The organism is Streptacidiphilus jeojiense (assembly GCF_000719095.1).
In the GTDB taxonomy this organism is placed as follows: domain Bacteria; phylum Actinomycetota; class Actinomycetes; order Streptomycetales; family Streptomycetaceae; genus Streptacidiphilus; species Streptacidiphilus jeojiensis.
Genome location: NZ_JOEH01000004.1, coordinates 43,586 through 68,921, shown reverse-complemented (window position 1 = coordinate 68,921; position 25,336 = coordinate 43,586). Strand labels below are relative to the sequence as shown.

General features: G+C 73.4%; 21 protein-coding genes and 1 tRNA gene. 13 read left to right on the top strand and 9 right to left on the bottom strand.

Annotated elements, in window-relative coordinates; genetic code table 11:
* Window positions 1–29: 29 nt before the first annotated feature.
* On the top strand, window positions 30–1,049 hold the full coding sequence (locus IF29_RS0105300) for an ABC transporter ATP-binding protein (RefSeq protein ID WP_051725002.1): 1,020 nt from the start codon (window positions 30–32) through the stop codon (window positions 1,047–1,049).
* A gap of 305 nt (window positions 1,050–1,354) precedes the next feature.
* Complete coding sequence (locus IF29_RS0105295) at window positions 1,355–3,091, top strand: ABC transporter substrate-binding protein (protein ID WP_030250244.1); 1,737 nt, start codon at window positions 1,355–1,357, stop codon at window positions 3,089–3,091.
* Window positions 3,092–3,132: 41 nt separating this feature from the next.
* Here the strand turns inward: IF29_RS0105295 and IF29_RS0105290 are convergent, their stop codons facing one another.
* Window positions 3,133–3,924, bottom strand: coding sequence for a spermidine synthase (locus IF29_RS0105290; protein ID WP_380520835.1), 792 nt, complete (start codon window positions 3,922–3,924; stop codon window positions 3,133–3,135).
* Window positions 3,925–4,058: 134 nt separating this feature from the next.
* Window positions 4,059–4,439 carry a hypothetical protein gene (locus IF29_RS0105285; RefSeq protein ID WP_051724915.1) on the bottom strand — a complete coding sequence of 127 codons (381 nt, stop codon included), beginning with the start codon at window positions 4,437–4,439 and terminating at the stop codon, window positions 4,059–4,061.
* 216 nt (window positions 4,440–4,655) lie between these two features.
* On the opposite strand from IF29_RS0105285, the gene IF29_RS0105280 reads away from it, so the two are divergent.
* Complete coding sequence (locus IF29_RS0105280) at window positions 4,656–6,002, top strand: NsdA family TPR-like regulatory protein (protein WP_030250238.1); 1,347 nt, start codon at window positions 4,656–4,658, stop codon at window positions 6,000–6,002.
* Between the two features lie 64 nt (window positions 6,003–6,066).
* Here IF29_RS0105280 and IF29_RS0105275 read toward each other — a convergent pair whose 3' ends face one another.
* On the bottom strand, window positions 6,067–6,705 hold the full coding sequence (locus IF29_RS0105275; protein ID WP_030250236.1) for a histidine phosphatase family protein: 639 nt from the start codon (window positions 6,703–6,705) through the stop codon (window positions 6,067–6,069).
* Window positions 6,706–6,767: 62 nt separating this feature from the next.
* On the bottom strand, window positions 6,768–7,472 hold the full coding sequence (locus tag IF29_RS0105270; protein WP_051724914.1) for a TetR/AcrR family transcriptional regulator: 705 nt from the start codon (window positions 7,470–7,472) through the stop codon (window positions 6,768–6,770).
* Between the two features lie 166 nt (window positions 7,473–7,638).
* Between IF29_RS0105270 and IF29_RS0105265 the strand changes: the two genes are divergently transcribed.
* From IF29_RS0105265 to IF29_RS0105240, 6 genes are all read left to right on the top strand, one after another.
* Window positions 7,639–8,580, top strand: a complete 942-nt coding sequence (locus tag IF29_RS0105265; RefSeq protein ID WP_051724913.1) for a phosphatase PAP2 family protein — start codon at window positions 7,639–7,641, stop codon at window positions 8,578–8,580.
* 50 nt (window positions 8,581–8,630) lie between these two features.
* Window positions 8,631–9,932 (top strand): hypothetical protein, encoded by a 1,302-nt coding sequence (locus tag IF29_RS0105260; RefSeq protein WP_232242034.1) that lies wholly within the window; start codon window positions 8,631–8,633, stop codon window positions 9,930–9,932.
* Window positions 9,929–11,518, top strand: a complete 1,590-nt coding sequence (locus tag IF29_RS0105255; RefSeq protein WP_051724912.1) for a hypothetical protein — start codon at window positions 9,929–9,931, stop codon at window positions 11,516–11,518. The genes IF29_RS0105260 and IF29_RS0105255 overlap by 4 nt, the downstream gene beginning before the upstream one ends.
* Window positions 11,519–11,521: 3 nt before the next feature.
* Window positions 11,522–12,907 carry an AAA family ATPase gene (locus IF29_RS0105250; protein WP_051724911.1) on the top strand — a complete coding sequence of 462 codons (1,386 nt, stop codon included), beginning with the start codon at window positions 11,522–11,524 and terminating at the stop codon, window positions 12,905–12,907.
* Between the two features lie 171 nt (window positions 12,908–13,078).
* Complete coding sequence (locus IF29_RS0105245; protein WP_030250222.1) at window positions 13,079–13,429, top strand: hypothetical protein; 351 nt, start codon at window positions 13,079–13,081, stop codon at window positions 13,427–13,429.
* 134 nt (window positions 13,430–13,563) lie between these two features.
* The gene (locus IF29_RS0105240) at window positions 13,564–14,208 is read left to right on the top strand and encodes a bifunctional DNA primase/polymerase (protein WP_198037303.1); all 645 of its coding nucleotides are present in this window, start codon (window positions 13,564–13,566) and stop codon (window positions 14,206–14,208) included.
* Between the two features lie 135 nt (window positions 14,209–14,343).
* Here IF29_RS0105240 and IF29_RS45835 read toward each other — a convergent pair whose 3' ends face one another.
* On the bottom strand, window positions 14,344–14,511 hold the full coding sequence (locus IF29_RS45835; RefSeq protein WP_157623618.1) for a hypothetical protein: 168 nt from the start codon (window positions 14,509–14,511) through the stop codon (window positions 14,344–14,346).
* A 192-nt stretch (window positions 14,512–14,703) separates the two neighbouring features.
* On the opposite strand from IF29_RS45835, the gene IF29_RS0105230 reads away from it, so the two are divergent.
* Window positions 14,704–17,721, top strand: a complete 3,018-nt coding sequence (locus tag IF29_RS0105230) for an AfsR/SARP family transcriptional regulator (RefSeq protein ID WP_030250215.1) — start codon at window positions 14,704–14,706, stop codon at window positions 17,719–17,721.
* Here the strand turns inward: IF29_RS0105230 and IF29_RS0105225 are convergent.
* Window positions 17,640–18,290, bottom strand: coding sequence for an AMP-binding protein (locus IF29_RS0105225; RefSeq protein ID WP_051724909.1), 651 nt, complete (start codon window positions 18,288–18,290; stop codon window positions 17,640–17,642). The two genes, IF29_RS0105230 and IF29_RS0105225, sit on opposite strands and share 82 nt — an antisense overlap.
* A gap of 185 nt (window positions 18,291–18,475) precedes the next feature.
* Here IF29_RS0105225 and IF29_RS0105220 point away from each other — a divergent pair.
* Window positions 18,476–18,549, top strand: a tRNA-Lys gene (locus IF29_RS0105220).
* 73 nt (window positions 18,550–18,622) lie between these two features.
* Here the strand turns inward: IF29_RS0105220 and IF29_RS0105215 are convergent.
* Entirely contained in the window at window positions 18,623–19,324 is a 702-nt protein-coding gene (locus IF29_RS0105215) for a class F sortase (RefSeq protein WP_157623617.1), read from the bottom strand.
* Complete coding sequence (locus IF29_RS0105210) at window positions 19,317–19,607, bottom strand: hypothetical protein (protein ID WP_030250207.1); 291 nt, start codon at window positions 19,605–19,607, stop codon at window positions 19,317–19,319. Before IF29_RS0105210 ends, IF29_RS0105215 begins: the two co-directional genes overlap by 8 nt.
* A gap of 300 nt (window positions 19,608–19,907) precedes the next feature.
* Here IF29_RS0105210 and IF29_RS0105205 point away from each other — a divergent pair, with 300 nt between their 5' ends.
* On the top strand, window positions 19,908–20,882 hold the full coding sequence (locus IF29_RS0105205) for an acetylxylan esterase (protein ID WP_030250204.1): 975 nt from the start codon (window positions 19,908–19,910) through the stop codon (window positions 20,880–20,882).
* 62 nt (window positions 20,883–20,944) lie between these two features.
* On the opposite strand, the gene IF29_RS0105200 is transcribed toward IF29_RS0105205, so the two are convergent.
* Window positions 20,945–21,949: a decaprenyl-phosphate phosphoribosyltransferase gene (locus IF29_RS0105200; RefSeq protein WP_084713574.1), complete on the bottom strand. Its 1,005-nt coding sequence runs from the start codon at window positions 21,947–21,949 to the stop codon at window positions 20,945–20,947.
* Between the two features lie 234 nt (window positions 21,950–22,183).
* Here IF29_RS0105200 and IF29_RS43210 point away from each other — a divergent pair, with 234 nt between their 5' ends.
* Window positions 22,184–25,327, top strand: coding sequence for an Ig-like domain-containing protein (locus IF29_RS43210; protein WP_051724908.1), 3,144 nt, complete (start codon window positions 22,184–22,186; stop codon window positions 25,325–25,327).
* Window positions 25,328–25,336 lie beyond the last annotated feature (9 nt).

The following is a 25,336-nucleotide window of genomic DNA, read 5'->3' as shown; positions in this document are numbered from 1 at the left end:
CCGTCGTCCACGGGCCGAAGCGCCCCGGCATCCCCGCCCTGGAGGCCCGGCACCTCACCAAGCACTTCCCGGTGCACCAGATCGGACCGTCCCGGACCCGCCAGGTCGTGCACGCCGTCGAGGACATCTCGCTGGCCCTGCCCGAGGCCACGGTCACCGCCGTGGTCGGCGAATCCGGCTCCGGGAAGTCCACCCTGGCCCGGCTGCTCACCCAGCTGATCGCGCCGACCTCCGGCGAACTGCTGCTGGACGGCGTGCCGGTGGGCAGCAGCGCCAAGGCCCGCCGGGAGTACACCCGGCTGGTGCACCTGGTGCTGCAGGACCCGTTCTCCTCGCTCAACGCCGTGCACAGCGTCCGCTATCACCTGGAGCGGCCGCTGAAGCTGCACAAGCGGGCCGGCCGGGACGATCTGGACACCAAGGCGCGGGAGTTGCTGGAACGCGTCTCGCTCAGCCCGTCCGAGCGCTTCATCGACAAGTACCCGCACGAGCTCTCCGGCGGCCAGCGGCAGCGCGTCGCCATCGCCCGCGGCCTCGCCGTCGAACCCCGGGTGCTGCTGGCCGACGAGCCCGTCTCCATGCTGGACGTGTCGATCCGGCTCGGCGTCCTCAACCTGCTGGACGAGCTGCGCGAACGCGAGCGGCTGGCCATCCTCTACGTCACCCATGACATCGCCTCGGCCCGCTACCTGGCCGACACCGCACTGGTGATGTACGCCGGGCAGGTCGTCGAGTCCGGTCCGGCCACCCAGATCACCGACGCGCCGGCCCACCCCTACACCCAGCTGCTGCTGAGCGCCGCACCCGACCCGGCCCGGACCGAGCCGCCGGTGCTGCGCGGCCGCGGCGCCCCGCCGAGCCTGGTGAACCCGCCGAGCGGCTGCCGGTTCCACCCGCGCTGCCCCTTCGCGATGGCGATCTGCAAGGAGGCCGCGCCGCCACCGCTGCCGGTCGCCACCGACCAGGTGGCCGCCTGCTGGCTGCACAGCGCCGAACACACGGCTCCTGCGGATCCCCCGACTGCGGCCGGCACCGGCGCAGATCTCTGAGGACGCGGTTCACCGCACAGCTTCACCACAGTCCGTACTCAACGAGGAGTCGACGACATGGGAGACCCAGCCAGACCCGGCCGGCGCCGGGGCCCGCCTTCCGCCCCGGCGCCGTCGGGCCCGCTCCCGGACGAGGTGCAACTCGTCCGGGGCAACCGCCCGCAGCGCAGCACCAGGCAACAGCAGCAAGGCACGCGATCTCGTTCGGAACCACCCAATCAAGACCCGTCACGCCATGACGGAGACCGTCATGGCCGCTCACCACTGGCCGATACCTCGTCGGCCGGACACAAGGAGCGTACGCAATGAGTCGCAACACCACCATCAAGGGCCTGGCCCTGGTGGCCGTCGTGGGCCTGGGCCTCACCGCCTGCACCAGCTCCGGCGCCACGTCCAATAGCGGGAGCAGCAGCAGCGCTTCCGGCAGCTCGGGCTCGTCCAAGGCCAAGACCCTGGTCATCGAGGACAAGCCGGTCCCCTCCTTCGACGAGGACTTCAACCCGTTCGACGGCAACGCCTTCGGCGCCAACGAGAACGCCGTCTCGCTGACCTACGAGCCGCTGTTCATGTTCAACAGCCTCAAGTCCGACCAGGCGCCGATCCCGTGGCTCGGCAAGAGCTACGCCTGGTCCAACGGCAACAAGACGCTCACCATCCAGCTCCAGTCCGGAGTCAAGTGGAGCGACGGCCAGGCCTTCAGCTCGGCCGACGTGAAGTTCACCTTCGAGCTGCTGCAGAAGACCGCGGCCGCCAACACCGGCGGCGTGCCCGCCACCACCAGCATGACCACGCCCGACCCGAACACCCTGGTGATGAACTTCTCCACGCCGCAGGCGTCGAACTTCGTCGCCATCGGCAACCAGGTCATCGTGCCGCAGCACCTGTGGTCCAGCATCAGCAACCCGGCCACCGCGCAGATCACCTCGGCACAGGCCATCGGCACCGGCCCCTACCTGGTGGACAAGTTCAGCTCGCAGAACGTCACCTTCAAGGCCAACCCCAGCTACTGGGGCGGTGCGCCCAAGGTCCAGGAGATCTCCTTCCCGGCCTACGCCACCAACGACGCCGCGACCATCGCCCTGGCCTCCGGCCAGATCGACTTGGCCGGCAACGACATCAACAACGTGCAGACCGTCTTCGTCGCCAAGGACCCGGCCAACAACCACCTGTTCCAGAACACCGCGCCGTACTTCCCGGCCGGGAACACGGTCTCGCTGCTGCTCAACCAGAAGAGCAGCACCGCCCCGGCCCTGGCCGACGTGGCCGTCCGCAAGGCGATCAGCGCCGCGGTGGACCGGCAGTCGCTGGCCGCCCAGTGCGAGACCAACTACGAGAACCCGGCCACCTCCTCCGGCGGCCTGATCGCCACCGGCCCGGACCAGGCCTCGGTCTCCTCGGCGACGACCAACGACCTCAAGGCCAACGCCGACACGGCCAAGGTCACCTCGCTGCTCACCGCCGACGGCTACGCCAAGGTCGGCGGGAAGTGGACCAAGAACGGCAAGACGATCAAGTTCACCATCATCGACCCCAACTCCTTCAGCGACTACTGGTGCGACGCCCAGGCGATGGTCAAGGGCCTGAACGCGCAGGGCTTCGACATCAACGACAACGGCGCGTTCACCTACGACACCTGGAACGCCGCGATCACCACCGGGAAGTACGACGCCGCCCTGCACTGGGGTCAGGGCGTCACCGCCTTCCAGCGGCTGCAGTTCATCCTGGACCCGAGCACCACGGCCGATGTCGGCAAGACCGCGGCCGGTGACTTCGGCCGCTACACCAGCGCGAAGGCCAGCACCGCGATCGCCGCGTACCAGAACGCCACCACGCCGGACGCGCAGAAGACCGCGCTGGACACGTTGCAGCAGATCTTCTCCGACGACGTCCCGGCCGTGCCGGTGCTCTACGGCGCCGCCTGGTACGAGTACAGCTCCGCCAACTTCACCGGCTGGCCGACCTCCGACAACCCCTACATCAACCCGTCGCCCAACAGCCAGGCCTACGAGTACCTGATCCTGCACCTGACCCCGGTCTCCTGACCCCGGTCTCCTGACCCCGGTCCTCCCTCCGAAAGGGTCGATCAAGAAGTGAAAGCGCCCGGTGGCGGCGCGGGTGAGGGGCCCGCGCCGGCATCGGCGACCGGCACGGCCCCCGCCTGGAAGTCCGTCAGGCCGGGGCCGTGCTCCATGCGTCCCGGGTGCTGGTCGGTGGCGATCAACCGGGTCAACTGCTCCAGCGGCAAAGGCTGCTGGGCGGCGACCAGGACCAGGTTGCCGAACCGGCGACCGCGCAGCACCACCGGGTCGGCGATCAGCGCCACCTCGGCGAAGGCCGCACGCAGGGTCGCCACCTGGCCCCGGACGAAGTCCAGCCGGCCGCCGTCGGTGACGTTGACGGCGTAGCGCCCCTCCGGCCGCAGGGCCCGCGCCGCCAGCCCGGCGAACTCCACCGAGGCGCAGTGCGCCGGGGTCCGGGCACCGCTGAAGACGTCCGCCACCACCAGATCGGCCTGGGCCTCGGGGGCGCGGGCCAGGATCTCCCTGGCGTCACCGCCGCGGACCCGGAGCTGCCAGCCGCGGTCCAGCGGAAGGGTTCGCCGGACGAACTCGGTCAGCGCGGTGTCGATCTCGGCGACCTGCTGCCGGGACCGCGGCCGGGTGGCGGCGACGTAGCGGGCCAGGGTCAGCGCCCCACCGCCCAGGTGCAGCACGGTGATCGGCTGCCGGGGCGGTGCGGCGAGGTCCACCAGGTGGCCGAAGCGGCGCTGGTACTCGAAGGACAGCCGGGTCGGGTCGTCCAGGTCCACATGGGACTGGGGCGTGCCGTCCAGCAGCAGGGTCCAGGCGTTCGGCCGGTCGCGGTCCGGGACCAGCTCGGCCCGGCCCGAGGCGACCTGCTCGGCCGTGTCCTGCGGTACGGACTTCTTGGGGGTGGGGTGCTGCTGCTTCCTGGCCACCTGCCAAGTATGCGGGCAGCCGAGGGTCAGGGCAGCGACGGATCCGCTGGTCAGGCCCCGTCCGCGGCGGCCGCGCCGGAGCCGGAGGCGGCCAGCGTCCTGGCGGCCTCGCCGAGGGCGGCGCACAGCTGCGCCGGGTCGGTGAGCGCACGCTCCGGGGAGGGCGGCAGCAGCCAGGCGCCGTCGTCCTCCGGCGCCAGCGCCTCGGTGCAGGAGCCGCCGGGCAGTTGCCAGGTGTCGACCGCGCCGGCCGGGACCAGGAAGGAGAGGGTCGCGTCGGCGTCCTCCAGCAGCACCGGGCCGCAGGCCCCGCGCAACCGCAGGATGTCGACGGTCTCCAGCCCCTGCCGCTCCGGAACCCTCACCAGATCGCAGGAGGGAGTGGGCAGAGCCGCAGGGAACGGGTCCGAAGGGAACTCCGCTGCGAACATGGACGCCTCCATCATTGACCGCTCGCCGTTGAGTGGTGTCGGCGGTTACTGCCAAGCACAACGCATCAGGGGGCACCGGGGCCACGGTTGTCATGCCTGGCAGAGCATGGCATTTCATGGCATCTTTCCGGCGCATGCCCGGTTTGTCCAGAAACCCTGAGTGTTCGAATCATTGCAGAGGGTACTGTCGTGGCGTCTGAGAGCAAGGGGGCCGACATGACCAACACCCTCACCAACCACACCGCAGCACTCACTGTGAACCAGGCGATGCGAGCACTGCGCGGGGACCGCTCGGCGGGCGAGTTCGCCACCGCCGTACGGCGGGCCGGGCGGGAGATCGGCGAGCACGTATCCTGCGACGCGCGCTATGTGGGACGGGTCGAGTCGGGTGCCATCAGACGCCCCAACTACGCGTACGAGAGGGTCTTCCTGCATATGTTCCCCGGCTCCTCCCTGGAGGACCTGGGTTTCGCCCCGCGCGCCGAAGCCCGGCGCGCAGGCGGCATGCGGGAGACCACGGACCAGAACCACGAGGAGAACGACGACGTGCACCGACGCACGTTCCTGTCCGGCGCCCCGGTCACCATGGCCGCGGTGCTGGGCCTGGACCAACCCTTACCGGCGGCTGCCGCAGCCCCGGGGACCGTGGCCCCGGGCCGCAAGGTCGGCGCGGCCGACGCCCGCCGGGTCGAGGCGGCCGTCAGGGAGATCCGGCTGCTCGACGACGTCCAGGGCGGGGACGCACTCTTCGACCGCGCCGGACGGGTCCTGCGGACCGCCTACCAACTGCTCAACTGCGGCTCCTACGGCCGGGGGGTGGAGCAGCGGCTGCAGTCCGGCGCCGGGGAGCTGGCGATCTCGGTCGGCTGGCTCGCCCATGACTCGGGGCGGCTCGCCGATGCCCGTTCCTTCTACGCCGAGGCCCTGGCCACCGCGCGGATGGCCGACGACCCGGCGCTGGAGGCGCATGCGTTCTGCAACAGCGCCTTCCTGGCCCGGGACGCCGGCCGCCCCCGCGAGGCGGTCCGGGCCGCCCAGGCCGCCCACCAGGTGGCCCTGAAGCTCGGCTCCCAGCGGCTCTGCTCACTGCTGGCCATGCGGGAGGCCGGGGCCTGGGCCCAGCTCCAGGACCGGGGCGCCTGTGTGCGCTCGCTGCAGCAGGCCCAGCGGCTGTACGCCGCCGGCCCGGCCGAGGCGGATCCCGAGTGGATGTCCTTCTACGGCGAGGCCGAACTGGCCGGCCTGGAGGCGCAGTGCTGGTCGGCGCTGGGCGAGTGGGAACAGGCCGAGGGCTGCGCCCGCAGCGCCATAGAGCTCCAGCAGCCCCACTTCGTCCGCAACAGGGCGCTCTACACCGCCGAGTTGGCGCACGACCAGCTGGGACGGGGCGAGCTGGCCGCCGCCGCGACCAGCGGCGGCCAGGTGGTGGCCCTGTTGGGCGAGGTGCACTCCACCCGGATCAGGTCCATGGTCGCCGACACGGCGTCCCGGCTGCGGCCGCACCGGGCGGTACCGGAGGTGGCGGAGTTCATCAGCCGCTACGACGTCTCCATGGCGAGCTGACGGGACGTCACTCACCGTTCGGCTGCTGCTGGTTGCCGGTGCTACGGTTCGCCGGTGCGTCGGCTCAGTGCAGGTGCGAGCCGTCGTTCCAGAGCTCGACGGCTCTGGCGCCGTACTCCCAGGTGAGGATGGAGAGGGTGGCCGGCCCCAGCTTGAGCCGCTGGCCGTGGGTGGCCGGGAGGCCCAGCCAGCGGGCGGCGAGGATGCGCAGGAAATGGCCGTGCGCGAAGACCAGCACGTCGTTGTCGGCGCTGTGCATCACCGTGGTGTCGGGGTCGGGCACGCCGCCGTGCTCGGCGGTCCAGGCGATGAAGGCGTCGGCGCGGGCCGCGACCTGCTCCAGCGTCTCCCCGTCCGGGACGCCGTCGCGCCAGATCAGCCAGCCCGGGTGGTCCTCGGCCCGGATCGCGGGTCCGGTCATGCCCTCGTACCGCCCGTAGTCCCACTCCAGCAGGTCGGGGGTGTCCAGGGCGCGGTCGCCGAAGCCGGCCAGCTCACAGGTCTCCCGGGCGCGCCGGAGCGGGCTGGTGCGGATCTCGGCAGCCGGGAGGCCGCCCCAGGGCTCGCGCTTCAGCCGGTCGCCGAGGCGGCGGGCCATCTCGCGACCCTCCTCGGTGAGCGGGATGTCGGTCCGCCCGGTGTGCCGACCGCCGGCGGACCACTCGGTCTCGCCGTGTCGGACCAGAAGGATGCGCGAGGGCACAGGGGTCTCCCTTGGATGGCAGTGCTGGTGTACCCGTCCATGATCCCTGATCCACGACCGGATCAGGACTGCGGCGCCGCGCAGTCCGAGCCGGCGAGCTCCCGCAGGCCGCACAGGATCAGGCCGAGGCCGAAGGTGTACTGACCCTCGCCGTCCTCGCGGGCGACGGTGAGTTCGGGGGCCAGGTCGGTGAGCGCGGGGTGGCGTTCCGGCGACAGGGCGGCGAAGCGCCGCCGCAGCAGCTCGGCCTTGGCCGTCATCTGCCCCTCCTCATCGCATTCGCGCACCTGGCGCAGGGCCGAGCCGATGGTGAAGCCGATGAGCGTCCCGGCGGCGCGGGCCGCCGCCTGGCGGTCCAGGCCGGACCCGCAGAGCAGCTTGACGACCTGCTCCATGGTGACCGAGGCGGCGTCGGCGAAGTCGCCCTCGGCCTTGCCCTCGGCCAGCAGTTGCAGCACCGAGGGGCGGCCGGTGAACAGTTCGTACATGGAGAGGCAGAGGGCGCGCAGCTGCTCGTCCCAGCTGCCGCTGGTGCAGGGCGGCTGGTAGGTGCCGAGCACCCGGTCCCGGGCGGCCCGGAACAGCTCCTCCTTGCCGCGGAAGTAGGTGTACAGCGCCATGGTGCCGACCCCGAGCTCCTCGGCCAGGGCACGCATGGAGAAGGCCTCGATGCCCTTCTGGTCCAGCAGCGCGAGGGCACGGTCGACGATCAGCTCCGCGCTGAGGGAATTGCGAGGGGCACGACGGCGGGGCACTGACTGCGACATGGCCTTCCGGACGCTGCGGGGACGGGGGGCTGTCTGGGCCCTGGGAGGGCGCTGTGTCGGAGATTACAGGGCCCAGGTGAGAACCAGATGTGACCCGGAGATGATTTCTCCCTAACGTACAGCGTACGGTAGAGCGTACGCTTTCGCTCGAACGTCCGGAGTGGTCATGGCACGCACCCTTCTCAGGAGGCGACCGGGGCACTGGCAGCTGGAACTGCTGCTGGTAGCCGCGATCTACCTGGTCTACGACGGCAGCCGGCTGCTGGTCAGCGGCGGCTTCGGCGAAGCCGTACAGGACGCGCGGAGTCTGATCGACGTGGAGCAGTGGCTCCACCTCGACCCGGAACGCTGGCTGAACAGCACCTTCAGCAGCCAGCAGTGGCTCGGCGTACCCGCCGACTACGCCTATGCGACGCTGCACTACCTGGTCACCCCGGCGGTGCTGGTGTGGCTCTGGCGGCACCACCGCGACCAGTACCGCCGCGCCAGGACCTGGCTGGGGATCACCACGGTGCTGGCCCTGGTCGGCTTCATCCTGTTCCCCGCGGCCCCGCCGCGGCTGATGCCCTCCTCCTACGGCTTCACCGACACCATGGCCCAGCACGCCAACCTCGGCTGGTGGAGCGGGGCGGCGAGCGCGCCCAAGGGGCTCGGGTCGATGACCAACGAGTTCGCGGCGATGCCCAGCCTGCACGTGGGCTGGTCGCTGTGGTGCGGGCTGCTGCTGTTCCGGCTGGCGCGGGACCGCACGGTGCGGACGCTGGGGCTGCTCTACCCGCTGGTGATCACCATGGTGGTGATGGGCACCGGCAACCACTACCTGCTGGACTGCGTGGCCGGCGCGGTACTGCTGGGCGTGGGCGCGCTGCTCACCGGCCCGGCGCTGCGGCTCACCGACCGGCTCCGGGGAACCTCGGGATCCCGCACCCACATCGTCCACCTGCCGATCCATCTGCCGGTCCGCCACCCGGTTCCCGACTACCAGCAGATCCCGACGTCCCGTCAGACCGCATCCAGCACAGCCAGCACATCCACCGCACCCGGCACCGCCGTCGCCTCCGGCATACCCGCCGCACCCGTCGAACGGCGAACTCCGGCGCTGCACTGACCCGTACGGCGCTCCCCTTGTCAGTCGTGGGTGCAAGACTGATCCGCACCATGAACGACTTCATCCCCGGGCGTCCGGCACCGGAGCCCCCGCAGTCGCCGAGGCTGTCCCCGAGTCCGTTGGAGCGCCGGCTCGCCGGCCTCCGCGGCGACGCGCCGCAACGCAGTCTGGACGCCCGCGCACTGGCCGCGCTGGCGGCCAATCCCGGGTGCGGCCGGCGGGCGGTGCTGGACGCCGCCGGGGTGGACAAGACCGATCTGGCGACCCGGCTCGGGAACCCGGCGCCGTTCGGTCAGTCGCCGTTCGCGATCAGCCGTGGCCTGGGCTTCGAGCGCCGGGTCAAGGCCGACGGCTGCACGGTGCTGCTGGACCTGCTCAGGGAGCAGTTGCGGCTGCCCGAGGACAGCGCTCCGGTGGTCTTCGCCGAACTGGTCGACGACCCCGGACTGCCGGCCGGACGGGTCGCCAGCGCCCGGGTCGCGCTGGCCGCTGCCGCGGCCCGGCCCGGCGTGTGGACGGTGCTGGACCAGCCGCTGCTGCGGCTGGAGGTCGCCGGTTCGACCGCGCATCTGGAACCTGACCTGGTGGTGGTCCGCCCCGACGGCCGCTGGACCGTGGTGGAGATCAAGTCCTTCCCGATCCTGGACGGCGGGGCCGATGCCGTCAAGGTGGGCGCGGCGGCCCGGCAGGCGGCGGTGTACGTGCTCGCGCTGCGGGAGACCGCGGCCGCGCTGGCCGGCGTCGAGCCGGTGCGCGACCCCTACCGGGAGCCCGAGGGCCTGGCCGGCGCCCCCGACAGTACGGCGCTGCTGGTCTGCCCCAAGGACTTCGGCAACCAGCCGACCGCCGCCGCGGTCGACGTCCGCAAGCCGATGGCGGTCACCCGGCGCCAGCTGGACCGGCTGACCCGGGTCGAGCAGCTGCTGGACGTCCTCCCGACCGGCACCGGCTTCGGCCGGGACCGCTCCGACGGGCAACTAGCCGCCGCCGTGGGCGCGTTGCAGGCGGTGTACTCCCCGGACTGCCTCTCCGCCTGCGAACTGGGCTTCCACTGCCGGGCCGAGGCCCGCTGCGCCGGATCGGTGGAGACCCTGGGCCGCGGGGTGCGCGGCGAGCTGGGCAGCTTCCACACCGTCGAGCAGGCCCTGGCCGCAGCCGCAGCCGCAGTCACCGCACCCGGCGGAACTCACGCCGACACCGCCGGCGGCACCCCCTCCGACACCCTCGCCGACACCCCCGACGACGGCGACGCCGAGTCCGCCCTGCGGCTCGCCCGCGCCGCCGCACTGCGCGCCGAGGCACTGCAGACCGCTGCGCTGCAGGCCGCTGCCCCCGTGGGCGGTGCCGGATGAGCCTGCTCTCCACCCTGGCCCGGATGGAGGCGGTCCGCGACGGTCGGGCCGTGCCGCTGGCGACGGTACGGCACCGGCACCTCGCCGACCGGCCGATGGTCCTGGTGCCGCTGGCCGCCGCCGGTGAGGCCGGGGCGCCGCTGGCGGTGATGCTCGGTCAGGACCGGGAGTCACCGGTGCTGCTGACGGTCCCGCAGCCGCTGGACCGGGACCGCCGGTTCGCTCTGCTCGCGGACCTCGCCGCCGAGCTGCTGCCCTGGCTGGAGGGGTTCGGCACCGAGGTCGACCTGCTGACCAGGGAGGTGAAGGACCCGGCGACCGGGGAGAAGACCGAGCAGGTGCGCGAACTGTGCACCAACGCCCCGCAACTGCTGGTTCCCGGCCCGGCCGCGGTGGAGTTCCTGGGGCTGCTGGGCCGCTCCACCCGCTTCCGCCGCAGCGCCGAGACCGCGCTCGACGAGGGGGTCGACCCGGGCCCCTACCCGGTGCCGGCCCGGGTCCCGCTGCTGGGCCGCTGGCTGACCCACCTGCGGGACCGGGCCCAGGTCCCCGGCTCCTCACTGCTGCTCGCCATGACCGACCTGCTGGGCCGGCACTGGGCCACCGGGCAGAGCCGGCTGGAGGACCAGCACCTGGGCGCACTGCTGGCCTGGATCGACCCGCCCGCCGGCCGCACCGGCGCCGAGGCCGCGCTGCTGGCGGAGACCGCCCGGGACGGCCACGGCCAGCTGCTGTGCCCGCCGGCCGGGCCGACCACCGACCCGCGCTTCGACAGCGGCCTGCTGGCCCCGGCGATCACCCGCTACGACGCCGCCCGCAAGCTGGACGACGCCGTGGCCGCGCAGGCCCGCGAGGCGGAGATCGCCGCACTGCTGGAGGCGGTGCTGCGACCGACCTGGGACCGGCTGTGGCAGGGCCTGGACCTGCTCCGGGCGCTGCCCGCCGCTGCGCACCTGCCGGAGCGCTGGGAGGGCGACCGCTGGTCCTACACCTCGCACCGGGACCGGATCGCGGCCGGCGAGCCCCCGCAGCCGGTCCGCGACGACGCGGTGACCGCCGCCCGCAAGCTGGCCCAGCGCGAGCGCGAGCAGACCCGGCTGGACATCCAGGAGGCCCTGGACGACCCGCTGGCCATGGCCGAGCACCGGCTCGCCGGCGAGGCCCTGGCCGGACGGGTGGTCGCCGTCGAGGCGGCGTACGACGAGACCGGGCGCAGCCCCAAGCCGCGGCCGCTGGTCACCGTCCGCACCTCGGACCGTCCGCACGGGGACCCGGGGCGCGAGCTGTACCGGGCCGGCGGCCCCACCGCGCAGAAGGCCGAGCTGGTGTCCGCGGACCCGGCGGCCGGGCTGGTCACGGTGCGGCTGCTGAACGGCATGGGCCGCCGTAAGGAGCCCGAGCCGGGCAGCGTCCCCGAGCCGGGCGAGCAGGTGTGCTTCACCCTCTTCGAGTTGACGGCCCGCCAGTCCGCGCCGCTGCCCGAACCCGAGGACACCCCCTGGACCCACGGCGGCCCTCCGGTCACCCGCACGGCCACCGCCCAGCCGGACCTCCCGACCGCGCCCGCCGACGAAGAAGGGGCCTGACCTGTGCCTCCGCTCTCCCGCCCGCCCGGTGGCGCCTCCGGAACCGGCCCCGGAACCGGCCCCGGCGCGGACCCTGGCGCCGAGGCGGACCGCGCCGTCGCCGCCATCCTCGACGCCGCCCTGCACGGCACCGAGCGCGGCACCGTGGTCGACTCCCCGCCCGGGGCCGGCAAGTCCACGCTGGTGGTCCGGGCCGCCCGGGAGCTGGTCGGCGCCGGCGAACGACTGATGATCGTCGCGCAGACCAACAGCCAGGTGGACGACCTGGTGGACCGGCTGGCCACGGCAGACCCCGGGCTCACCGTCGGACGGCTGCACGGCAGCGACGCCGCGCCCGCGCCCGAGGCGCTGCGGCACCCGGCCGTGTCCGCCTCCACCAAGCCGGCCGACCTGCTGGAGTGCTCGGTGGTGGTGTCCACCGCCGCCAAGTGGCAGTGGGTCAAGGACGTCGACCCCTGGCGGCACGCCATCGTCGACGAGGCCTACCAGATGCGCTCCGACGCGCTGCTGGCCGTGGCCAGGCTGTTCGAGCGGGCCCTGTTCGTCGGCGACCCGGGCCAGCTGGACCCGTTCTCCATCGTCGGCACCGACCAGTGGGCGGGGCTCAGCTACGACCCGTCCAGCAGTGCGGTGATGACCCTGCTGGCGCACAACCCGAGGATCGTGCCGCACCGGCTGCCGGTGTCCTGGCGGCTACCGGCCTCGGCGGCGCCGCTGGTGTCGGCCGCCTTCTACCCCTACGCCCCGTTCCGCTCCGGGACCGGGCCCGGCGACCGCGGGCTGACCCTGGCCGCCCCGGGCGACGGCTCGGCCGCCGACCGGGTCATCGACATCGCGGCCGAGTCCGGCTGGGGCCTGCTGGAGCTGCCGGCCCGGCACACGGTGCGCACCGACCCGGAGGCCGTACGCGCGGTCGCCACCGTGGTGCGGCGGCTGCTGGACCGCACCGGGACGGCGGTGTCCGAGCGAGGCAGCGCCCCGCTGACCGCCGACCGGATCGCGGTCGGTACCGCCCACCGCGACCAGGCCGCCGCGGTCCGGGCCGCGCTGGTGGCGCTTGGCGTCCCGGTGGACGGCGCCGCGGCGGTCACCGTGGACACCGCCAACCGGCTGCAGGGCCGCGAGTACGACGTCACCGTGGTGCTGCACCCGCTCTCCGGGCGTCCCGACGCGACCGCCTTCCATCTGGAGACCGGCCGGCTGTGCGTACTTGCCTCCCGGCACCGGCACGCCTGTATCGTCGTTGCCCGGGCCGGAATCGCCGAGCTGCTGGACGAGCACCCCTCGACCGAGCCGGTCCAGCTGGGCGTCACGGTGAAGTTCCCGGACGGATGGACCGCCAACCACGCCGTCCTCGAGCACCTGAGCGAGCACCGCGTGCCCGGCTGAACACCGGGAGTGCCGGCTCGACCACCGACCGGCGCACCGACCCCACCTGCGGGAACACCCGGGGAGACCCGGGAATACCGGAACGGAAGGCCCTGTTCCCTCGCCGGCTGCCTGCACGCACAATGGCTCGTGGCACAGCCTTCCACCTGACCCAGCACGGAGGTGCCCCCCATGCCCGACTCCCCCGCCGACCGCTCGCCGCAGCGGAGGCTCCGCCCCGCCCCGCTGCTCTTCGAGCCCGGCCTCGCGGAGCCGGAGCAGGAGCACTTCTTCGACCTCGACGACATCGAGGACCCGCGGGAACTGCTGAGCCGTTCCACCGAGTTGACCGTGGCGTTCCGCGCCGCCGCGGAACGGGCCAGCGACTTCCAGGCGATGGCGGCGGCCCAGCTCGCCGACACCCGCCGCTTCGACAGCCTGACCTTCGAGGAGATCGCCGCCCGCGCCGACTGGACCCCGGACTACGCGGCGAAGATGGTCGAGCACGGCCGCGGGCTGCTGCGGCAGCGCCGCATCGGCTGACCGCCGGGGTGCTCCCCGCCGCGGCCCCGCTGGCATATGCCCGGGAGAATACGCCGTATCCGCTCCTTCTGTCCGGCGTTCCCCACTTCCCGTCCTGCTCCGCGTCCGGCCCCCGTACCAATGGAACGGTGGATATGTGGACGCATGAGTCGATCGAGTACGTCACCGTGGCCGGGGAGGCCTGGCTGGCTTCGGCCAGCGAGTACCCGCGCAGCATGCGGGCGCTGTGGGAGTCGCGCCCCTGGGCGCCGACCGTGCTGCCCTGCGGGCGGACCTTCGACGTGGTGAACCTGCCCGGCCTGTTCGGCCGCCGGGTGCTCGACGAGTTGTGGGAGTCGGGGCCGGGCTGCGGTCCGGTGGCCACCCACCGCGGCCGGATCCTGGTCTTCGCCGAGGTCGGCGCGGCGCAGCGGCTGCGCACCCTGCTGGTCTGGGAGGAGTGGGCCCGCGGCGTCCCGCCGGTGCTCTGCCACGGCGCCGGCGACGCCATCACCGTGCCCCCGGTCCAGCGGATGGCGGACGCCCCCGAGGGCCCCAACCGCTGGATCGTCGCCCCGGACACCCGTGAGCCCTGGCTGCCCGGGGCCTCGGTGCTGCTCTGGGCCTGCGTCCGCGCCGCCCGCGGCGGCTCCGCACCGGCCGCCCCGCCGGAGCCGGTGGAACTCCCGTGCGCCGAACCGTCCGAGCCGTCCGAGCCCGCCGGGACCGCCGCCGCGTCCACCGACGGCGCCGCCCAGACCGTGGTCAGGATGACCGTCTCGCACCTGCCGACCGCGTGAACGGGACGGCCCGCACCCGAGTCGCAGGGACGGCCCCGGAGACGGACCAGGGGCCCATCACTCCCCAGTGATGAGCCCCTCCCCCGTCCCCCGATTCCGCGTCCCCCCCGAGACGTGGCATCGCGGATGCGGCACCTATTCCTGGCTGCGCACCCGATCCGGGTCGACCACAGCGTCGGTCCCCTCGGCCGACGCTGTGTCGTCCGACGTCAACTCCTCGACAACCACTTCCGCCGAAGTCGACTCGGCCTCCCCCGTGGCGGTCGAGTCGGACTCCGTTGCGTCGTTCTGCGGCGTGGTCATGCTGCTCCTCGTGATGCGGTGAAGCGGTGAGGCATCGAGTTGATGTGGGCTCTCATCATGCCCCGCTCGGATCAACGTTCGTTCAACGCCCCGGAGGATCGGGTACGTCGGAAGAGTCGGAGCCTTCCGTGCGTCAGTGCTACCGTCCCGACTGGTGTACGGGCAATTTCCAGCGCTCTGGGGAGAAAACGGATGCGCAGCGGAACGAACGGGATGGAAACCGGATTGAGGTTCCGGGTGCTCGGCGAGGTCCGTGGGCAACTCGGGGACCGGGCGCTGCGGCTGGGGTCGCCGCAGCAGATGGCCGTCCTGGTCAGGCTGCTGCTGAACCACGGTCACAGCGTCTCCATCGACGAGTTGGTGGACGGCATCTGGGGCAGCGAGCCGCCCCCGCGCGCCATCGGGACGGTGCGCACCTACATCTCCCGGCTCCGCACCGAACTCGAACCCGACCGGGCCAGCCGGACACCGGCGCAGGTCCTGCTCTCCACCGGGGACGGCTACACCCTCCGGATCGACCCGGACTGCCTCGATCTGCACACCTTCGAACGGCTGCTGTCCGACAGCGACCGCTCGGCCGCGGCCGGGGAGCCGCAGCGGGCGGTGGACCTGCTCACCGAGGCCCTGGCGCTGTGGCGCGGCGGGGCGCTCTCCGGAGTGCCGGGCGGCTACGCCGAGGGCCAGCGGCGCCGGCTGGGCGAACTCTGGCTCTCCGCCGTCGAGTCCCGGATCGGCCTGGACCTGGAGCTGGGCAACACCAACCAGGTGATCGCCGCACTGGGGCCGCTCACCGCCGAGTTCCCGCTGCGGGAGCGGCTGCGGGCCCTGCTGATGCTGGCGCTCTACCGCAGCGGCCGGCAGTCCGAGGCGCTCGGCGTGCACGCGGACACCCGCCGGCTGCTGATCGACGAGCTCGGCGTGGAACCCGGCCCCGAACTGGCGGTGCTCCAGCGTCGGATCCTGGCGGCCGACCCCGAGTTGACCCCGGCGACCAGGCCGACGGCGGCCGGGGCCGCGTCGGCCGACGGCGGCCCCGGCGGCGGCTCCGCCCCGGCCACCGTCCCGGCCCAGCTCCCGCCCGACATACCGGACTTCAGCGGCCGCACCAAGCTCGTCGAGGAGATCGTCGACGCACTGCACCGCTCACCGGGCCAGGCCGTGGCGATCTGCGCACTGGCCGGTATCGGCGGGGTCGGCAAGACCACGCTGGCCGTGCACTGCGCGCACGAGGTCCGCGGCTCCTTCCCGGACGGGCAGCTCTACCTGGACCTGCGCGGCGCCGGCTCGAACCCGGTGGACCCGGCCGCGGCGCTGGCCGAGTTCCTGGAGGTGCTGGGCATACCCCCGGCCCAGCTGCCCGACACGGTGGAGCGGCGGACCGCGCTGTACCGCTCGCTGCTGGCCGACCGCCGGGTGCTGGTGCTGCTGGACAACGTCCGGGACTCCACCCAGATCCGGCCGCTGCTGCCGAGCACCGGCAGCAGCACCGTGCTGATGACCGGACGCGGCCGGCCCGCCGGGCTGCCCGGGGTGCGGCTGGTGGACATCGACGTGTTCCAGGAGGAGGAGGCCGTCGAGCTGTTCGCCGCGGTGGCCGGGGCCGCCCGGGTGGCCGCCGAGCCGGCCGCGGTGCGGGAGGTGGTCGGCGCCTGCTCGCTGCTGCCGCTCGCGGTGCGGATCGTCGCCTCCCGGCTCGCGGTCCGGCCCTCCTGGACGGTCGCCTCACTGGCGCGCCGCCTCGCCGACCAGCGCCGCCGGCTGGACGAGCTGCAGGTCGGCGACCTGGCCGTGGAGGCCACCTTCCAACTCGGCTACCTGCAGCTGAGCGAGGACCAGGCCCGCGCCTTCCGGCTGCTCTCGCTCCCGGACGGCGCCGACTGCTCGACCTCCGACGCGGCGGCCCTGCTCGGGCTGCCGGTCGCCGAGGCCGAGTCGCTGGCCGAGTCGCTGGTGGACGCCGGGCTGCTGGAGAGCGAGGAGCCCGGCCGCTACCGCTACCACGACCTGCTGCGGCTCTTCGCCCGCCGCCGCGCGGAGGAGACCGACCCGGAGCCGGTCCGCCGCCGCAGCCTGCTGCTGCTGCTGGACCACCTGCTGGCCTGCGTCCGCAACGCCTCGCGGACGCTGGAGGGCGACGACCTGCTCAGCTGGAGCCTGCACCGCACGGTCGGCGCCGGCGAGCCGCTCACCGACCCCGACGAGGCCCGCGACTGGCTGCGGGCCCAGCGCGCGCTGCTGCTGGCGGTCCTGGGCCAGTCGCTGCGGCAGGCCCCGGAGGAGTCCCTGCCGGCCGTGGTCGACCTGCTGCTCGGCTGGATGTGGGTGGGCGCCCCCACACCGCACGCCGAGGACTTCCACGCGGTGCTGGCCCAGGCCCTGTCAGTGGCCCGGCGGACCGACGGCTTCCCCGAGCGCCGGGACGCGCGCGGCGAGGCACGGCTGCACTACCTGGTCGGCATGCTGCACGGGCTCTCCGGGGACGGCGCACCCGCCGAGGCCTCGCTGCGCCGGTCGCTGGAGTGCCTGGACCCCGCCAGGGGCGGGCTGGAGGACCACCCCGAGATCCACTACACCGTGGCCGCCGAGCTGGCCGTGGTGCTGAACGCCGCCGGCCGCTCGGAGGAGGCGCTGCCCTATCTGGAGCTGGCCCGGGACCTCTGCCGCGGCCTGGGCCACCAGGCCGACGAGGCCCGGCTGCTGGGCAACATCGCCCGGGCCCACCTCACCGGCGGCAGGCCCGGACAGGCCCTGGACGCGGCACGGGAGGCGGTCCGCACCGCCCGGGCCGCCGAGCACCCCAGCTGCCTGGCCGACGCGCTGTACCAGCTGGGCACCGTCCTGCTCGGCAACGGGCAGTACGGCGAGGCGAGCACCCGGCTGATCGAGGCCGTGGAGATGCTGCGCCGTCAGGAGCGCTACTCGACCGAGGGCTGCGCCCTGGCCCGGCTCTCCTCCTGCTACCTGGCCATGAACGCGGCCGCGGAGGCGGTCCGCTGCGCCGAGCAGGCGCTGGAACTGGGCCGCCAGGTCAGCGCCCGCTACTGCCAGGGGCTGGCCCAGGAGGCCCTGGGCCGGGCGCTGGTGGCGCTGGGGCAGAGCGCGCGCGGACGGGGCTGCCTGACGGAGGCTCAGCGGCTCTTCGAGGAACTGGAGGTGACCGAGGCCATCGGTGTCCGGAACCTCCTGGACACGCTGCCCGCCAGCGCCTGATGCCACCACCGGTCCCGGCCCGGGGTCCATCCCACCGGGTAGGCGTTGCGCTGCACCACCAGCACCGAGCCGACGGTGCCGTCCGTGCCGGTGCCCTCCGTGCCGGTGCCGCCCGCCCGGCCGGGGCCGCGCAGCGCCCGGTCGACCGCGGCCTTCGGCGACTGGAGCCGGCCGTTCAGCAGGACCGCGTCCGCGGTCACCACGACCTGGGGGCGCTCCGCGCGGATCAGCTCCCGCAGCGCGGCGGTCGCACCGGGGCCGGCCACGGTGGACTGCGTCACCGCCCCGTCCTCGGCCTCGGACCCGATCACCACCCGCGCCCGCAACCGCTCGCAGGCCAGCGTCGCGATCACCGCCTCGGGCATCGCGGGCAGGAACACCAGCACCGCGTCGCCCTCCCCCACTCCGGCCGCCCGGAACACCGCGGCCGCCCGCCGGACCTGGTCCTCCAGTCCGTCGAAGGTGTACAGCTCGGCCTCGCCGCTGTCCCCCAGCCAGTGGAGGGCCACCTGATCGGCTGCTCTGAGCGGATCCGCGTGCGGATCCATCGGCGTCATGAGGGTCGGCATCGGGCGCTGCTCTCTGCGGAGGAGGAACGGCAGTACTGGGACGGGCCATGACGAAAGGGGCCACGGCCGGGCCCATCGTCCCGGTCCCCGATCAACAGCGGTTCAACGGTCGGGCGCCGGGCGCCGCCCGGGAATCCGATTCCGCATTCGGGGCCGCGGTCATGTATCGTCTTCCACGTCAGCAGGCGCCGCTAGCTCAGTTGGTTAGAGCAGCTGACTCTTAATCAGCGGGTCCGGGGTTCGAGTCCCTGGCGGCGCACAGACTGCGGAACAGGGGTCCGGCTCTTCGGAGCCGGCCCCCTGTTCTCATTGCCGCCGCAGGACCGGCCGGGTCACTGCCCGGCGGTCCGGTGCACCCCGGTGAGGTGCGCGAACACCACGACGTTGCTGGAGTACTCCTGCTGCTTGCGGCTGAAGGTGCCGCCGCAGGTGATCAGGCGCAGTTCGGGCCGGTCGGCGTCGGCGTAGACCTTCTGGTCGTCGAAGCCGGTCCGCGGGATCACCTGGATCGAGTCGATGCTGAACACCGCCGTGCTGTGGTCGGACCGGGCGACCTGGACGGTGTCCCCCTTCCGGAGCGCGCTGAGCAGGTAGAAGACCGCGGGTCCGCGGTGCGTGTCCACATGGCCGACGATCAGCGAGGTGCCCACCTCGCCCGGTGTGACGGACCCGCCGTACCAGCCGGCGGTGCCCGGCTGGGAGAAGGGTGGGGTGTCGATCGAGCCGTCGGCGCCCTGGCCCATCTCGGCCAGCGGTGCGTCCAGGCGGATGGAGGGGATCTGGACCCGCTGCGGGACGGACTCGGTCAGGCCGTCCGAGGAGAGCCGCTGCGCCGCGGAGACAGCGGGGGCCGTGGCGGCCGGCGTGGGCCGGGCCGTGGCGGCGGTGCCGGGCGCGACGGGCAGGGCGTGCGCGGGCGCCGCGTCGTGCCCGCACCCGCTCAGCAGGGACAGTGCCGCTGCGACCATGAGCGCGCTGGTGGCCGCCACCGGGATCCGGTGGCGGCCACGAGCGGAGGTGGGGCTGTCAGCCACCGATGTGCTGCGTCAGCGAGGCGACCGAGCTCGCCATGGCGCCGCCGCCCGCGCCGACCGGACCGTGCGCGCGGCCCCAGCGGTGGCCCCAGCGGTGGCCGCGGCCGTCACGGTCGTCACGGCTCCAGCCGTGGTGGTGACGGTGGTGGCGCGGCGCGGCCCAGGGGCCGGAGTCGCCGGCGGACGGACCGTCGGCGACGACACCGGCCACGTGGGACACGGCGGGGGCGGCCGCGGCGTAGACCGGGGTGGCCGCACCGAAAGCGAGTGCGAGGACGGCCATGCCCGTTCCTGCGCTGCGAATGAGGTTCATGCATTCCTCCGGAACTGAACTGGACGGCAGCGCGGACACCGGTCGGCGGCCGCGGGGATGTCGTCCATCGTGGACGAAGGGGTATCCCGGACCGATCACCACAAATCGGTTTCGCACTGGGATTCCAACGGACGGAGCAGGGAAGGGGTCCAATGGCCTAACGGCCCGTCAGATCGGTTCACCGGGGTCCAGGGGTGGAATTCCCCGGCGCCGATGGTGTTCTGTGGGGTGATCATCCGATCAAGCGGCGCTGACGAAGGACGACTGACCATGGCCCTGTTCGACCTGCCCCTGGACGAGCTCCACAGCTACCGCAGTGCTGCGGTCGAACCCGCCGACTTCGACCAGTTCTGGTCCAAGACCCTGGCAGAGACCCGCACGCACGACCTCGACGCGCGCTTCGAGCCGGTGCAGACCGGGCTGGCCACGGTGGAGGTCTACGACGTGACCTTCGCCGGCTTCGGCGGCCAGCCGGTGAAGGGGTGGTTCGTGCTCCCGGCCGGGACGACCGAACCGCTGCCGCTGGTGGTCGAGTTCATCGGGTACGGCGGCGGACGCGGACAGGCGCACAGCCATCTGCTGTGGGCCTCGGCCGGCTTCGCCCACTTCGTCATGGACACCCGCGGCCAGGGCAGCGGCTGGGCCACCGGCGACACCCCCGACCCGGTCGGCAGCACGCCGGCCTACCCCGGCTTCATGACCAGGGGCATCGAGGACCCGCACGACTACTACTACCGCCGGGTCTTCACCGACGGGGTGCGCGCCGTCGAGGCGGCCCGCTCGCACCCGCTCGCCGACGCCTCGCGCACCGCGGTCACCGGGGTCAGCCAGGGCGGCGGGATCACCATCGCCGTCGGCGGACTGGTGCCGGACCTGGTGGCGGTCGCTCCGGACGTCCCCTTCCTCTGCGACTTCCCGCGCGCGCTGACGCTGACCGACAGCAACCCCTACCGCGAGGTCGGCAGCTACCTGAAGACCCACCGCGACCGGATCGGGCTGGCCCGGCAGACCCTCGGCTACTTCGACGGCGTGCACTTCGCCGCGCGCGCCGAGGCGCCGGCGCTGTTCTCCACCGCGCTGGAGGACGACGTCTGCCCGCCGTCGACGGTCTTCGCCGCGTTCAACGCCTACGCGAACCCGGACAAGGCGATCGAGGTCTACCACTTCAACGGCCACGAGGGCGGCGGCCCGTTCCAGCAGGCCGCCCAGCTGGCCTGGCTGCCGCAGCGGCTGCGCCGGGGCTGAAGGCTGTAGCTGACGGACGGGGCCGACGGACGGGGCTGACGCCCGGCTGACGGACCGGGCGCTCAGAGGTTCCAGACCGCCAGGCTGTAGACGGCGAGCCAGGCCACGGCGATGAACTGCAGCGGACGGTCCCTCAGCAGGATGTCCTCCGGGGCCCCGGCCGTGCCGCGGTCGGCGAAGACGGCGTAGCGCATCACCCCGAGCACGAAGGGGACGATGGAGAGCTGGCGCCAGGGCAGCAGCCCGGCCGCGCCGGCCCCCGCCGGGTCGGCGGTGCCCAGCGCCCACAGGCAGTAGCTGAGCACGGTCACGGCTCCGGCGAGCTGCCAGACGAAGCGGAGGTAGGTGTCGCTGTAGGCGTCCAGCAGGGCGCGGCTGCGGCCGCCGTGGTCGCGCATCAGCACCAGTTCCGAGTAGCGCTTGGCGGACACCATGAACAGGGCGCCGAATCCGGCCGTGATCAGGAACCAGCGTGACAGCGGCAGCCCGACGGCCAGGCCGCCGGCCATGGCCCGCAGCAGGAACCCGGCGGCGACCACGGCCAGGTCGACCAGCAGCATGTGCTTCAGCGAGGTGCAGTAGGCGATCTGCAGCACCAGGTAGCCGACCACCACCCCGGCGGCGGCCGCGTTGCAGAGCAGCAGCGCGGCCGTCACGGCCGTCGCCGCGAGCAGCAGGCCGGTGGCGTAGGCGAGCCGGACCGGGACCAGCCCGGAGGCGACCGGACGGTTGCGCTTGACCGGGTGCGCCCGGTCCGCGTGCACGTCCTTGGCGTCGTTGACCAGGTAGACCGCGGCCGAGGCGCAGGTGAAGACCAGGAAGGTCACCGCGAGCCGCAGTGGGACCCGGTGCGCGAAGAGGTCCCCGGCCGCGACCGGGGCGGCCACCACCAGCACGTTCTTGATCCACTGACGGGGCCTGGCGGTCTGCAGCAGGCCGGCGGCGAGCCGCAGCGGCGTCCGCCCACCGACCGGCAGCAGCGCGGCCAACGGTTCGGACAGTGCCGCCGCCCCGGACAGCAGGGGGTCGGCCGGGTCGACGGGTATGGACCCGTTCAGCTGCTCCATAGGGGGATCGTCAACATTCAGATCGTCATATAAACCAACAAAAACGGCATCATGGGCTCCCGCCGCAGGACGATCCCCCGTTCGGCCGAGCCGATCCGGCGGAACTCCCCGGCGGCGTTCACCCGGCCGTCGCCGTCGCGACGGCCGGGGTTCGTCCGCGCTCCCTACGGTGTGCCCGGTCCACCGGGTCGACGGTCGACGAGTCGCAGGCGAACGCAGAAAGAGAAGAGAGTGATGCGCGGCATGAGAAGCGCGATAGCCGCCGCAGCGGCCCTGGCCGTGCTGGCCGGGACGTCCGCGGTGCTCGGCACCGGGGCCGCGGCGGCCGACACCGGATCCGACGCCGGATCCGGCTTCGCCGCCGGGGACGTGGTGGTCTACCGGGTCGGTGACGGCACGTCGACCCTGTCCGGTGCGGGCTCGGCCGTCTTCCTCGACGAGTACTCCCCGGCCGGCTCGCTGGTCCGGTCGGTGGCACTGCCCACCACCGCGGTGGCCGGGAGCAGCGGCAAGCCGATCGTGGCCAGCGGCTCCGCGAGCTCCGAGGGCGGGCTGACCCTCTCCGCCGACAGCCGCTACCTGGTCGCCACCGGCTACGACGCCGCCGTCGGCGCCACCGGGCTGTCCTCCTCGGCCGCCGCCACCGTGCCCCGCACCGTGGCCACGGTCGACGCCGCGGGCACCGTCGACAGCAGCACCGCGCTGACCGACTTCTCCGACGGCAACAACCCCCGCAGCGCGGTCAGCGACGACGGCCAGGAGTTCTGGGTCGGCGGCGCGGCGGGCGGGGTGCGCTACGCCGCGCTGGGCGCGTCGACCTCCACCTCGCTGGTGGCCGGCACCTACAAGAACGTGCGCCAGCTGGCCATCGCCGACGGGCAGCTCTACACCTCGGCCGACCCCTCCAAGGCGTCGGTGACGGTGGCCACCGTCGGCACCGGCCTGCCGACCACCGGCACCCAGGCGGTCACCAACCTGCCGTTCACCTCCTCGCCGTCAGGACCGTACAGCTACTCGCTGCTGACGCTGGGCACCGGCAGCAGCCCCGACACCCTCTACGTCGCCGACAACTCCGTCGGCGCGGTGGTCAAGTACGGGCTGGTCAGCGGCGCCTGGGTGCAGCAGGGCTCGGTCGCGGTCCCCTCCGTCACCGGCCTGACGGCCAATGACGACAACGGCACCGTCAGCCTCTACGCGACCAGCAGCGGCTCGTCCGGCACCGCCGGCACGCTCTACAGGATCACCGACGCCAGCGGCACCGGCGGCACCCTGAGCGGCAGCGCCACCGTGCTGGCGAGCGCCCCCGCCGGCGAGACCTTCCGCGGCGTGGCCTTCGCCCCCGGGACCGTCACCGGCACCGGCGGCGGCACCAGGCCGCCCGCCGTGGTGCCCACCGTGACCACCGCGCACAGCGGGCTGGCCGCGGCGCTGGGCAACCCGACCGACCCCGGCCTGGACGTCACCGTCGGCGACCCGGACCCGGCGGTCACCCCGGACCAGATCAAGGTCACCGCGGTCTCCTCGAACGAGACCGTCGCCCCCACCGCCGGCCTCACCGTGACCGGGGACGGCGCCGACCGCACCCTCACCGTCACCCCGGCCGCCACCGGCTACGCCACCATCACCCTCACCGCCACCGCCCCGGACGGCAGCAGCGCTACCACCCAGGTCCAGTACGGGGTCTCCAGCGATCTCAACGACGGTGCCGATCCCGGCGACGCCGGCCAGCGCTACTACAGCGGCGCGGGCAACGCCTCCGCCGCCGTCGACGTCGGCGGCGGCTACATGATCGTGGCCGACGACGAGAGCAATGTGCTGCGGCTGTACGACGAGACCCGGTCGGGCCCGCCGGTGCGGACCTTCGACTTCACCTCACAGCTGCCGGCCGGCACCGCCGAGGCGGACCTGGAGTCGGCCGCCCGGGTGGGCGACACGGTCTACTGGGGCGGCTCGATGAGCAACAGCAGCAGCGGCGCCGTCCAGGCCTCGCGCAGCACCGTCTTCGCCACCACCGTCACCGGATCGGGCGCCGACACCCAGCTGAGCTACGTCGGCGGCTACACCGGACTCCAGAGCGACCTGGTCGCCTGGGACCAGGCGAACGGCCACGGCCTGGGCGCCGACTACCTGGGGCTGGCCCAGTCGGTGCAGAGCGGGATCGGCGGCCACGAGGACGACGCCCTGAACGTGGAGGGCATGGAGTTCGCCCCCGGCAGCACCAGCACCGCCTACCTGACCTTCCGCGCCCCGCTGGAGCCGACCACCGACCGCCACCTGGCGCTGGTGGTGCCGGTGACCGACATGGACCGGCTGACCGACCCGTCCGCCACCGGGGTGCACGCCACCTTCGGCGCGCCGATCCTGATGAACCTGGGCGGACTGGGCATCCGCGACATCCGCCGGAACGCCGACGGGCAGTACCTGATCATCGCGGGCACCGCCGACGGCACCAACAGCCCCTTCGTGCTCTACAGCTGGGACGGCAAGCCCGCCGACCCGCCGCTGTCCACCGGCCTCACCCTGCCGCAGGAGCCCGCCGGCGCCGACCACGGCTCCTGGGAGACCATCGTCGACGTCCCGGACCCGCTGACCGCCGGTGCCCCGGTCCGGCTGCTGCAGGACGACGGCGACACCGCCTGGTACGGCGACGGGCGGACCTCCAAGACCGGCCTGCCCGCCGACCTGCAGAAGAGCCTGGGCCAGGTGTTCAGCTACAGCCCCGGCACCCCGCTGGCCGCCGGCACCACGCTGAGCAGCACCGCGAACCCGGTCCCCTACGGCAGCAGCACCACCCTCACCGCCCAGGTCGCCGCCACCGACCCCGGCACCGCGGTTCCGGGCGGCACGGTCTCCTTCGCCGTCACCTCGGGCGGCCGCAGCCGTGCCCTGCGCTGCTCCGCCGGCGCCGGCCCGGTCGCCCTGACCGGCGGCACCGCCCGGTGCACCGTGGACAGCAAGGACCTGGGCCTGCCCGGCAGTTACACCCTCACCGCCTCCTACTCCGGCTCCGCCTTCTACACGGCGAGCAGCGGTTCGCTGGTCCAGAAGGTCGGCCCGACGGCGACCACGACCACGGTGACGCTGCGGCCCGCCACCGTCGGCAAGGGCCAGGGCGCCGTGGTGGAGGTCTCGGTCTCGCCCGCGAGCACGGCCCTGTCGCTGCTGCTCGGCGGACGGGTGACGGTCACCGTGCTGGACGCCTCCGGCACCGCCGTCCCCTGCACCGGGGTGCTGCTGCCCGGTGTCGGCGGGGTCTGCACCGTCGCCCCCGGCCGGCTCAGCGCCGCCAAGGGCCCCTACACGGTCACCGCGGCCTTCGCCGGCAACCAGCTGTTCGCCGCGAGCAGCGGAACCGCGGTGCTCACCGTGAAGCCCTGACCGGCCGAC

Coding starts and splice junctions, on each gene's coding strand:
- IF29_RS0105295 (WP_030250244.1), top strand. CDS start 1,355: ATGAGTCGCAACACCACCATCAAGGGCCTGGCCCTGGTGGCCGTCGTG.
- IF29_RS0105200 (WP_084713574.1), bottom strand. CDS start 21,949: ATGGAGCAGCTGAACGGGTCCATACCCGTCGACCCGGCCGACCCCCTG.
- IF29_RS0105205 (WP_030250204.1), top strand. CDS start 19,908: ATGGCCCTGTTCGACCTGCCCCTGGACGAGCTCCACAGCTACCGCAGT.
- IF29_RS0105210 (WP_030250207.1), bottom strand. CDS start 19,607: ATGGCCGTCCTCGCACTCGCTTTCGGTGCGGCCACCCCGGTCTACGCC.
- IF29_RS0105285 (WP_051724915.1), bottom strand. CDS start 4,439: ATGTTCGCAGCGGAGTTCCCTTCGGACCCGTTCCCTGCGGCTCTGCCC.
- IF29_RS0105255 (WP_051724912.1), top strand. CDS start 9,929: ATGAGCCTGCTCTCCACCCTGGCCCGGATGGAGGCGGTCCGCGACGGT.
- IF29_RS0105270 (WP_051724914.1), bottom strand. CDS start 7,472: ATGTCGCAGTCAGTGCCCCGCCGTCGTGCCCCTCGCAATTCCCTCAGC.
- IF29_RS0105225 (WP_051724909.1), bottom strand. CDS start 18,290: ATGCCGACCCTCATGACGCCGATGGATCCGCACGCGGATCCGCTCAGA.
- IF29_RS45835 (WP_157623618.1), bottom strand. CDS start 14,511: ATGACCACGCCGCAGAACGACGCAACGGAGTCCGACTCGACCGCCACG.
- IF29_RS43210 (WP_051724908.1), top strand. CDS start 22,184: ATGCGCGGCATGAGAAGCGCGATAGCCGCCGCAGCGGCCCTGGCCGTG.
- IF29_RS0105265 (WP_051724913.1), top strand. CDS start 7,639: ATGGCACGCACCCTTCTCAGGAGGCGACCGGGGCACTGGCAGCTGGAA.
- IF29_RS0105230 (WP_030250215.1), top strand. CDS start 14,704: ATGCGCAGCGGAACGAACGGGATGGAAACCGGATTGAGGTTCCGGGTG.
- IF29_RS0105245 (WP_030250222.1), top strand. CDS start 13,079: ATGCCCGACTCCCCCGCCGACCGCTCGCCGCAGCGGAGGCTCCGCCCC.
- IF29_RS0105260 (WP_232242034.1), top strand. CDS start 8,631: ATGAACGACTTCATCCCCGGGCGTCCGGCACCGGAGCCCCCGCAGTCG.
- IF29_RS0105240 (WP_198037303.1), top strand. CDS start 13,564: ATGTGGACGCATGAGTCGATCGAGTACGTCACCGTGGCCGGGGAGGCC.
- IF29_RS0105280 (WP_030250238.1), top strand. CDS start 4,656: ATGACCAACACCCTCACCAACCACACCGCAGCACTCACTGTGAACCAG.